Consider the following 11227-nt stretch of genomic DNA (forward strand, 5'->3'; position numbering starts at 1 on the left):
CTCGTCGAGCTCCCGATACGTCATCGACCGGTCCCCGAACGTCACCGCCACCGCGCCCGGGGTACGCGCCGCCTGCGCCGCGAACAACCCCGCCACCGACACCGGTTCCATGCGCTCGGTCAGCACCGACCCGTTGCCCCAGCGCGCCAGCCGCGTGTGCTCGGCGGTGTCCAGCAGATCCACCGACGACAAGCGCCGCTCCGGTTCGGCGGTGACCGCCGCCAGCAGCCGCTGCAGCCGCTCGATCATCGCCTCGACGGTGTCCGCGTCGAAGACGTCGGTGCGGTACTCCGCCGTCACGGCGATCCCGGCGCGCTGACCGGACTCGGTGAAGCGTTCGGCGAGCGAGAACGTCAGATCCATGCGAGCGGTGTTGGTGTGCAACGGTATCGGGGCGACCCGCAGATCTCCCAACGTCAGCCCGGCGGCGGGGGCGGTGACCTCCCCGGGGAAGTTCTCCCAGCCCAACAGCACCTGGATGAGCGGATGATGGGCCATGCTGCGGGTGGGGTTGAGCCGCTCCACCAGCAGTTCGAATGGCACGTCCTGGTGCTCGAACGCGGCCAGGCTGCGCCGGCGCACCTGGGCCAGCAGCTCGGCGAAGGTGGGGTCCCCGCCGAGATCTCCCAGGTCGACCCGCAGTACCAACGTGTTGACGAAGAAGCCGATCAGGTCGTCGAGAGCGGGTTCGGGACGCCCGGCGATCGGGAAGCCCACGGCGACATCGGTACTGGCGCTGATCTTGGCGAGCAGCGCGGCGAAGGCGGCCTGGATCACCATGAAGCTGGTGGCGTTGTGCTCGCGCGCCACCCGGCGGACCTGTTGCTGTAGCTCGGCCGGCCAGTCCACCGCCAGCCGGGCGCCGCGGTGGTCGGCGACCTGCGGGTAGGGCCGATCGGTGGGCAGCTGCACACGTTCGGGAAGACCGGCCAGGGTGTCGACCCAGTAGTCCAGCTGGGCGGCGATGCGGCTGTCGCCGTCGTCCACGTCACCGAGATGTGCGCGCTGCCAGAGCGTGTAGTCGACGTACTGCACCGCCAGCGGCGCCCAGTCGGGGGCGTGGCCCCCGCAGCGGCTGGCGTAGGCGATTCCGAGGTCACGCGCGAACGGGGTGATCGACCAGCCGTCGGCGGCGATGTGGTGCACGGCCACCACCAGCATGTGGTCGTCGTCGCCGACGGTGAAAAGTTCGGTGTGCAAGGGGCTTTCGTTGGACAGGTCGAAGGTGTACCGGGCGGCGGCGGCCATGGCCTCACGCAGCCGGTCTTCGGGCCATCCGCGGGCGTCGATGATGTCGCAGGCGAACCCGATCTGGTCGGCGGGAACCACCACCTGCTGCGGAATTCCGTCATCCGCCGCGAACACCGTCCGCAGGCTTTCGTGGCGGCCCACGACGTCGGCCAGCGCCGCGGACAGGGCGGCGGCGTCGAGGCGCCCGCGCAGCCGCAGCGCCACGGTGATGTTGTACATGGGTGAGGGACCCTGGAATTGGTCGATGAACCACAGCCGGGTCTGCGCGAAGGACAGCGGAATCGCCGCCGGGCGCTCCCCCGCCACCAGCGGGTCCGGACGGTCGGCGTCGCCACGGCACAGCAGCGCCAACTCGGCGACCGTGGGCGCCTCGAATACGGCCCGCACCCCGAGGTCGGAGTTCAGGCTGGTGTTGACCGCGGCGATCAGGCGCATCGCCGACAGCGAATCCCCACCCAGGTCGAAGAACGAGTCGTCGACACCCACCCGTTCCAGGCCGAGCACCTGGACGTAGATGCCGACCAGGATCTCCTCGACGGCGGTGGCCGGGGCGCGGTACCGATCGGCGTCCTGGTAATCGGGGGCCGGCAGGGCCTTGCGGTCGAGCTTGCCCGAGGTCGTCATCGGGAATTCTTCCAGCGCCACAATGTGTGTCGGCACCATGTACTCGGGCAGCCAGGCGCTCAACCGTTCGCGCACCTCGCCGATCTTGGTGTTGGTGCGGGGGTCGTTGGCGTGGCTGCTGCGTCGCCGGGCCCCGTCGGGGGCCAGGTAGAGATCGGTCAGGGCCGCGACGGCCCGGTCGCCGGAAGCGATGAAAACCGCGCTGAGAGTGCCGGGTTGGGCGCCCCAGGTGACGGCCACATGATATCCGGCGCCCTCACCGAGGCGGTGCAATTCTTCGGCGACGGTGGCGTCGGGGCCGGCGTCGGCCCGGGCCAGTGCGTCGGCCAGGGGCAGCCCCTCGGCCAGCGCGGCCTCGACGCCGACGTCGGTGATCAGTCCGGCGCGCGGGATGTCGGTGACGCGGATGGCGGCGGGACGCTGCGATGTCAGGGTGTCGTGCAGCCCGCGCAGGCCGTCGCACTGCGCCCACGTCAGGGCGGGGTCGTCGGCCACCGAGCGCACGCGCGCGGGCGCCTTGCGGATGGCGACGTCGTAGCGGTGCTGGTTCAGTTCGTTGTCGGCCATTCCGCGTTTGACGCGAATGTCGACTCCGACGGCCTCCGGGCGGGAGCCGGCCCAGGAGGTGAAAAACTCGGGCGCCAGGAGCAATTCGGTCTCGCCGAGCATGGCGTGGCGCACACGTTGGCGGATCTCGGCCGCATCGGCGCCGTCACCGCGGGCCAGCGCGATCGCGGTCTGGAACGCGCCCTGCAGGGTGTGGTTACGGATGTCACCGATGAAGACCGCACCGCCGGGGGCCAACAGCTCCATGGCCTTGTCGATGACCTGGGCCAGGTATCCCGCGCTGGGGAAGTACTGGACGACCGAGTTGAGAATGATGGTGTCGAAGTGGCCCTGCGGCAGCCCGTCGGTCACGTGGGCGGGTTGGGTCAGCAGCTCGACGCGGTCACGCCACGGCAGCTGCAGCTGCTCCATCGAGCGGGCCAGGTTGTCGATCGCGACGGCCGAGAAGTCGGTGGCGACATACTGATCGCATTGCGGGGCGATCTGTGAGAGCAGCAATCCCGAACCCGCGCCGATCTCCAGCACCCGTCGTGGCTGCAGGGACATGATGCGTTCGACTGTGGCGGAACGCCATTCGGCCATCTCTTCGAGCGGGATCGGATCGCCGGTGTAGCTGCTGTTCCAGCCGCGGAAATCCTCGCCGAAGTTGGCCGCGAGGTCGGCGCCATACAGGCCGTCGTAGAGGTGCTGCCACTCCTGGACGTCTTCGGCGTCTTGTTCGACGCCCCGGTCGGCGGTGGCGGCGTGGTCGAGCGTCACGTAGGCGACCAGGTGCGAGCCGGTCGCGCCGTCCGCAACGGTGACGGCGGCCTGGGCCACCTGCGGGCAGGCCAGCAGGGTGTTTTCGATTTCGCCCAATTCGATGCGCTGCCCGCGCAGTTTGATCTGGCTGTCGGCGCGGCCCAGATAATCCAGGGTGCCGTCGGGCATCCAGCGCACCAGGTCGCCGGTGCGGTACATGCGCTCCCCCGCGGCGCCAAAGGGGTTGGCGACGAACCGTTCCGCGGTCAACTCCACCCGGCCCACATAGCCGTGCCCCAGGGCCGGCCCGCTCAGGTACAGCTCGCCCACCACGCCGACCGGGACGGGATTCAGCCAGGCATCGAGCACACGCGCGCACACGCCGGAAATGGGGGCGCCGATGCGAACCGGCTCGCCGGCCGACAGCCGCGCACAGGTGACCCAGATGGTGGTCTCGCTCGGGCCGTAGCCGTTGAACATCTGGCGGTCCGGCGCCCAGGCGTCCACCAGTTCGGGCAGGCAGGCCTCCCCGACGGCGACCAGCGTGTCCAGGCGATCCAGGCGGGCGCGGTCCAGCGTCGAGATCACGGTGGGTGTCAGGATGGCCGCGCTGACCCGCTGGTCGTGCAGCAGCGCGGTCAGCGCCTCACCCGCATACACCTGCGGCGGCGCCACCACCAGCGCCGCGCCGGATCCCGCGGCCAGCAACAGTTCTCCGACCGATGCGTCGAAGGTCGGCGAGGCAACCATCAGCACCCGCGCGTCCGCGCCCAGACCGAACAGCTCGCGTTGGGCGGCAGCCCAGCCCAGCATGCCGCTGTGGCCGACCGCCACGCCCTTGGGCACGCCGGTGGACCCCGACGTGAAGATCACGTACGCGGTGTCGCCGGCGCGCAGCGGCGACAGCCGGTCGGCGTCGGTGATCTCCTCCGTGGAACGCCCGGACAGGTCGAGACCGTCGAGACGCACGATCGGGCGCGCCCCGGCGCCGGCGATGTCGTCGGTGCCGCAGGTCAACACGCACACCGCGTCGACGGCGTCGAGCACCGACGCGACGCGCTCGACGGGATGGTCCAGATCCACCGGCGCATAGACGCCGCCGGCCTTGACGACGGCCCACCAGGCGACCACCAGCTCCGCGCAGCGGTCGATCGCCACGCCGACTGCGCGCTCCGGGCCCACGCCCGCCTCGATCAGCGTGCGCGCCAAACGCGTTGACCATTCGTCGAGTTCGCGATACGACAACTCCCGCACGCCGTCGAGTACCGCGGGCCCGTCCGGGTTCGCCGCCACCGCCGCGGAAAGCAGTTGCGGCGCAACGCCGACCGGTGCCGCCGCTCCGGCGCCGGACATCGTCGACAGCAGCAGTTCGCGCTCGTCGCGGTCCAACAGGCCGACCGATGACAGCCGCCGGGCGGGGTCGGCGGTCATCGCGACCAATACCCGCTGCAGGCGCTCGATGAGCGACCCGATGCCGGCGGCGTCGAACACGTCGGCATCGAATTCGATGTGCAGGCCGAGTTCGCGGCCGGGCAGGGCCTCCACCGTCAGCGGGTAGTGGTTGTACTCGCGGTTGGTGAACGCCGCGATGGCCAACCCGTCGTCACCCAGCGTCATGCCGCTGTCGATCGGGTAGTTCTCGTAGACGAAGAGCGTGTCGAAAAGCTGGTCGTGGCCGGTGACGCGATGGATCTCGCTGAGCGCCAGGTGCTGGTGCTCGAGCGCGTCGTTGTGACTGTTCTGCAACTGCGCCAACAGATCCGCGGTGGTGGTCGTCGCGGTGATGTTCGCGCGCACCGGCACCGTGTTGATCAGCAGCCCGACCATCGATTCCGCGTCGTCGACCTCCAGCTGCCCGACCCGCGATCGCGGGGTGCCGAAGACGACGTCGTGCTGACCGGTCAGCGAGGTCAGCACCAACGCCCACGCGGCCTGCAGGACGGTGCTCAGCGTGGTGTGGTGCGAGCGGGCCAGTTCGCCGAGGGCCCGGGTGATCTGCGCGGGCACTCGAGACTTCTCGAAGCCCCGGGGCCCCTGCCCCAACCGGTCCTCGGCCGCGACCAGGGTGGGAGTTTCGAAGCCGGACAACAGCTCTCCCCAGGCTTCGCGGGCGGCGTCGAGGTCGCGATCGGCCAGCCAGGTGAGGAAGGCGCGGTAGGAGCCGGCGGCGGGCAGGCGTTGCCCGTAGTAGCCGGCGAAGATTTCGCGCAGCAGGATGGGCAGCGACCAGCCGTCGAGCAGGATGTGGTGATTGGTCAGCACGAACCGGAACCGACGGTCCGCGGTGCGGATCAATGCGGCCCGGAACGCCGGCTGCCCGGCGAGGTCGCACACCGCGGCGCGTTCGGAAGCGCACAGCTGCTCGATTCGCTCGTCGGTGTCGCCGGTGCCGTCGAGCTCGAGGTAGCGCCACTCGACAACGGGATCGGCCGGGATGATCTGCACGGGCTCGTCGAACCGTTCGCAGAACAGGGCCGCCAGGTGGGGGTGCCGGTTGACGACGGTGTGCACCGCGTCGCGCAGGCGGTCGGGGTCAAGCGGCCCGGTGAGGGTGAAATCCAGCTGGACCGCGTACATGTCGTCGTTGCCCTGCGCGGTGCTGGAGTGGAAGAGCAGCCCCTGCTGCAGCGGGGTCAACGGCAAGATGTCGGCGATATGGTGCTGGGCCGCCAACTCGTCGATCTGCTGCTGGCTCAGGCGGGCCGGGGCGATGTCCGACGGGGTCAGTCCCCCGCCACCGGAGCGCACGTGCGCGCAGACACCGGTCAGGGCCTCGAACCACAGCCGGCTCAACCGGGTGATCTGCGTTGCGTCGAGAGCTGATGGCGCCCAGGTCCATTCGGCGTGCAGGTGTGGCCCGGTACCGGTGTCGATGGTGCCGGCGTTGAGCTCGACGGTGTGCATCAGCGGCATGGGCACCGCGGCCGCGACGCCGAGCAACGACAGCCCGTCCTGGCTGATGCGCCAGCCCGCGCCCGCCGAATCAGACGCCGCGCCTTGACGTCCCAGGTAATTGAACGCGATGGACGGGTCGGGCCCGGCCAGGTCGACGTCGGCGTTGAGATAACGCAGCAGCCCGTAGGTCAGCGGCTCGGGCAGGGCGCGAAGCTGCTCCTTGGCGTGTTTGATAACCGGGCCCAGCGCCGCGTCGCCGGAAATTACCTGCGCCCAACGCAATCCGGCAACCGGCCCCGGCACGTTCAGCGAAACCGGGTACTTGGTGGTGAACCACCCGACGGTGCGGGACAGATCGGTGTCGGGCCCGAGCTCCTCGTGACGCCCGTGCGCCTCGACGTCGATGCCGATCGGGGCGCCGGCGTCACCCAGGAATTCGGCCCACGCCAGTCCGAAGGCGATCAACAGGATGTCGTGGATCCCGGCGTGGAAAGCCGTCGGCACGTCACCGAGCAGCATGCCGGTCGTCTCGGTGTCCAGCTCGACCGACAGGCGGCCGGCGGTGACGTACGTGTCCACGTCGGGACGCGCCCCGGGCAGCGCGGCGGGAGTCGCGGTTACCTTCTTCCACGCGTTCAGCTGGCTGACCACGTCGGGGTGGTGCGCGTGCTCGTTCAGCAGCGTCGCCCAGCGGGCAAACGACGTCCTCGCCGGCGCCAACTCCACCGGCTGTCCACCGCTGTGCAGCGCCCAGGCAATGTTGAGGTCTTCCAACAGGATCCACCACGACACCGCGTCGACCGCCAGGTGGTGGATGATCACCGCCAGCTCGCCGGTGGACTCGACCCACAACGCGCTGAGCATCGCCCCGGTGGCCGGGTTCAGCCGCGAGCGGGCCGCAAGTAACGCCTCATCGGAGAACGCGTCCACCGACCGCAGGCAGTCGTCGGCCCGCACCGTCCCGGGTTCGGGTACGTGGAACGACCAGCCGCCGGCGTCGTCGTGATCGACGCGCAGCCGAAGCATGGCGTGTCGATCCACCAAGGCCTGCAACAGGATTGAGACGTCCGCCTCGGACACCCCCGCGGGAGCCTGCACCATCACGGCCTGGTTGAACTGATCGACCGGGCCGCCGGCCTCGTGCGCACCCTGCAGCCACCGCATGATCGGGGTGGCAGACACCGGCCCGACACCGTCGTCGGCCACCTCCGCCGCCCCGCCACTCACCGCGGCCACCCGGGCCAGCCGGGCCACGGTCTGCTCGACGAACACGTCCCGCGGCCGGCACGTCAGCCCCGCGGCGCGTGCCCGCGCCACCACCTGCAGCGACAAGATGCTGTCGCCGCCCAGCTCGAAGAAGGACTCGTCGACGCCGACGCGCGGCACGCCGAGCACCTCGGCGTAGATGCCGGCCAGGATCTCCTCGACCGCGTTGCCCGGGGCCCGATACTCGCCCGTGGTGTATTCGGGCGCCGGCAGCGCGCGGGTGTCGAGTTTGCCGTTGGGTGTCAGCGGCAGCGCCTCGAGTCCGACCACGGCCGCCGGCACCATGTAGCCCGGGAGTCGTTCGGCCAGCGCGGTGCGCACCCCGGCCGGGTCGGCGATTCCGGTGACATAACCGACCAGGCGCTTGTCGCCGGGGCGGTCCTCGCGGGCGATCACCACGGCCTGGTCGACGCCGTCGAGCGCGGCGAGCGCGGCCTGGATTTCGCCGAGTTCGATGCGGTAGCCGCGGATCTTGACCTGCTCGTCGGCGCGGCCAAAGTACCTTAGTTGCCCGTCGCCGCCCCAGCACGCCAGGTCGCCGGTGCGGTACATGCGCTCGCCCGGCCCCCCGAACGGGCACGCCACGAACCGCGACGCGGTCAGCCCGGTCCGGCCGACATATCCGCCGGTCACCCCGGCCCCGGCGACATACAGTTCACCGACCACTCCGGGCGGCACCGCGCGCAGCCAGCCGTCGAGCACGAACAAGGCCGCGCCCTCCACCGGCGAGCCGATCGGCGGGGTCCCGGATCCCGGGGTCAGGGGTGCGCTGATCGCGACGCACATGGTCGTTTCGGTCGGGCCGTAGGCGTTGACCATCACCCGTCCCGGCGCCCATTGATCGACGACCTCGGCCGGGCAGGCCTCACCCACCACCACCAGTGACACCGACGTCAGGCCCTCCGGCGAGAGCATCGCCACCGCCGACGGGGTCTGGGTCAACACGTTGACTTCCTCGGCGGCCAGCACGTCGTGGAACTCTTCGGGTGAACGCGCCACGTCTTCAGGCACCACCACCAGCCGCCCCCCACGCAGCAGCGCGCCGAAGATCTCCCACACCGAGACGTCGAAGGCGTACGAATGGCACTGCGACCACACCCCCGACGGCGGCAGGCCCCCATCCAGAGATCCCAGCAGCTGGGTCACGTTGCGATGGGTGACCGCAACGCCTTTGGGGACACCGGTGGTACCCGAGGTGTAGATCAGGTAGGCGGTATGGTCCGGACGCGGCGCCGGCAAGGCCGCGACGGGCTGGTCATCGATGCGGGAATCGTTGATATCGATGACCGTCACACCGTGACCGTCCAACCGGTCGGCCAGGTCGAGGGTGCTCAGCGCGGCAACGGGTTTGGCGTCGCCCAGCATGAACCCGATCCGGGCCTCTGGCGACGAGGGGTCGATCGGCAGGTAGGCCGCCCCGGTTTTGAGCACCGCCAGGATCGACGCCACAGCCTCCGGAGAGCGTGAAAACAGCAGCGCCACAGTCTGCCCCGGGCCCGCGCCCAGGCCGATCAACAGGTGCGCCAACCGGTTGGACGCCTCGTCGAGTTCCCGGTAGGTCACCGACCGGCCCTCGCACACCAGCGCCATGGCCTCGGGTGCGCGCGCCACCTGGGTGGCGAACAACTCCGGAACCGACACCGGCGCGCTGGCCGGCAGGCTCAAAACCGCCTTGTTTCCAAGGTCTTCCACGCGGGCGAGCTCCCCGGTACGGAGCACATCCAGGGAGGACAACGGCCGGCCCGGGTCGGCCGCCATGGTCGCCAGCACCCGCTGCAGCCGCTCCGCCAGGTCCGCGACGTCGAAGTTGGAAAACGGTTGTCCGGTACCGACCGTGCTCAGGAACTGCTGGTCCCCGAAGCCGAGGAAGAACAGCCCGAAGTGACCTACCGGACCGAAGCTGGTGTATTTCGCGGTTGCCGGGACGTCGCCGAGGCTGAGAGTGAGGCGGGCCGGGACGAAGTTGACTACCACGCGGTTGGGCGCCTGCCTCGGGCCGTTGAAGTCGCCTTCGCCGTCGAGCGTGCGCGTCGGGAATTGCTGATGCCGCAACGCTTCCCGGGACCGCTTGTCGACGTGCCGGCAAAAGTCGGCGAAGGTCGCGTCCGGCGACGCGTTCAACACCAGCGGCACGACCCCGGCGAGCATGCCGGGATGCGTCTTCGACCCCGGGTCCACTCGCCGGCTGACCGGAAAGTCGAGCACGACTTCATCCGAGTTGTCGGCGCACCACCCACGCACTAGAAGCGCGCAGGCCGCCGTGAGTACCGATGACCGACGGATGCCCAACGCCTTGGACAGCTCTTTGACCTTGCCGACCACGGACTGATCCAATTGCACTGGTGGAGACGGCGAATACGGGTCTCGCCCGTCATCGACCGACGCCGCCGGATAATCGTACGCGCCGCTCGCGGGGCGGTGCTCGGCCCAATACTCTTGATCTTCACGGAATTTGGCGGATGTTTCGTATTCCAACTCACTGCTGACGAGGTCGTGCAACGAGCCGAAGAAGGCGGGCGGAACCGGTTTGCCGGACGTGAGCGCAGAGTAGACAGCGGCGATCCGCCGACCCAGCAGCGCGATGCCCATCCCGTCGATGGCGATGTGGTGGCAGGTCGTGAACCAGTAGTACTCGTCGGGGCCCGTCCGGAACAACGCGAACTTGATCATCGGGCCGGTGAGCGGCATCGGCGTTCGCTGGATCGATGATGCGGTCTCTCGGACTTCCCGCTCCGGATCTCGCGAATCGGTCAGGTCATAGAAGACCAGATCGACATCGTCGTATTCGACGGCCTTTTGGAAGACCTGGCCATCGGCCTCGAAGAAGCAGGCCCGCAGGCTTTCGGCCTCGTTGACCACGTGTCGCATAGCCTGATGCAAGAGGCCGGGGTCGATGGCACCCTCGATATGGACCAGCACGCCCAGCTGCCATGCCACGTCGAGATGGCCGGTTTGCTGTGCTAGCCAGATATCCAGCTGGCCACGCGTCACCGGAAATGCCCGGTCCCCGACGTCCACTACACGCCCCCCACGGCTTGAGCCCCAAACCCCTTCATACCGACATCGGTCGGCAGATCACAAACCGGCGCTCAGCGTGTCGCGCAGACTTTTCGCCCGGATATCGGGCCAGGTTTCTTCGATGTAGTGCAGGCAGGTTGCGCGGTCGGCTTCCCCAAAAACTACTCTCCAACCGGCGGGAATGACAGCAAATGTTGGCCAAAGACTGTGTTGTTCTTCGTTATTGACCAGGACGAAAAAACTGCCGCTGTCGTCATCGAACGGATTGAGCTGCATCGGATGGCCCCCTAACACCGAAACGGAAAGTGCACGGTGCGCTGCGCACCGCCTGAGCGGCCTTGCAGCGCTTACCGATTGAGCGTCGAGCTCGGCTGCAACCTCGACTAGCGCACGCGATGTCGACTAGCGCACGCGGTCGAAAGCGGCGCCCGTGAGATTGGACGCGGTGGCAACTGCGCCATGACGGCCGTGGCGGACCCCCTCACCGGACTGACGCTACGACCGTCAATGCTGCCATTCACGCTCGCGGTGTACCCACACCGCTCGCCTCGAAACGTCTGAATCACGTTCCTACGTAAGACAATAACAATGGCCCTTGTTGCACTCGTGTCTTGCTATTCAGCAAAAGGACTTTCAGGGTCGACCGACGACGACATCGCCCCCGCAGGCGGGTTAGAGCAACTGCTTCCGCGTACCGCCACGAAACGGGTGGCTATTTGCCGACGCAGTGATAAGGGCATCGCTTACGCAATCGCAAAATATTTGCCCTCGACCTCACGGCGGGAAGCGGCGCGAGGGGGCCATGGGCCGCGACGTAACCGATTACCTTGCCGCACGTGCGTTGCAAATGGACCTCTTAACAGCA

General features: G+C 68.8%; 2 protein-coding genes. Both read right to left on the reverse strand.

The features are described 5' to 3' along the window. On the reverse strand, positions 1-10362 hold a 10362-nt coding region (locus Q0W90_RS19810), incomplete at its 3' end, for a non-ribosomal peptide synthetase (protein WP_297776091.1). A 57-nt stretch (positions 10363-10419) separates the two neighbouring features. Beyond that, entirely contained in the window at positions 10420-10638 is a 219-nt protein-coding gene (locus tag Q0W90_RS19815; RefSeq protein WP_297599442.1) for an MbtH family protein, read from the reverse strand. Between the last annotated feature and the right edge of the window lie 589 nt (positions 10639-11227).

Source organism: Mycobacterium sp., assembly GCF_025933915.1.
In the GTDB taxonomy this organism is placed as follows: domain Bacteria; phylum Actinomycetota; class Actinomycetes; order Mycobacteriales; family Mycobacteriaceae; genus Mycobacterium.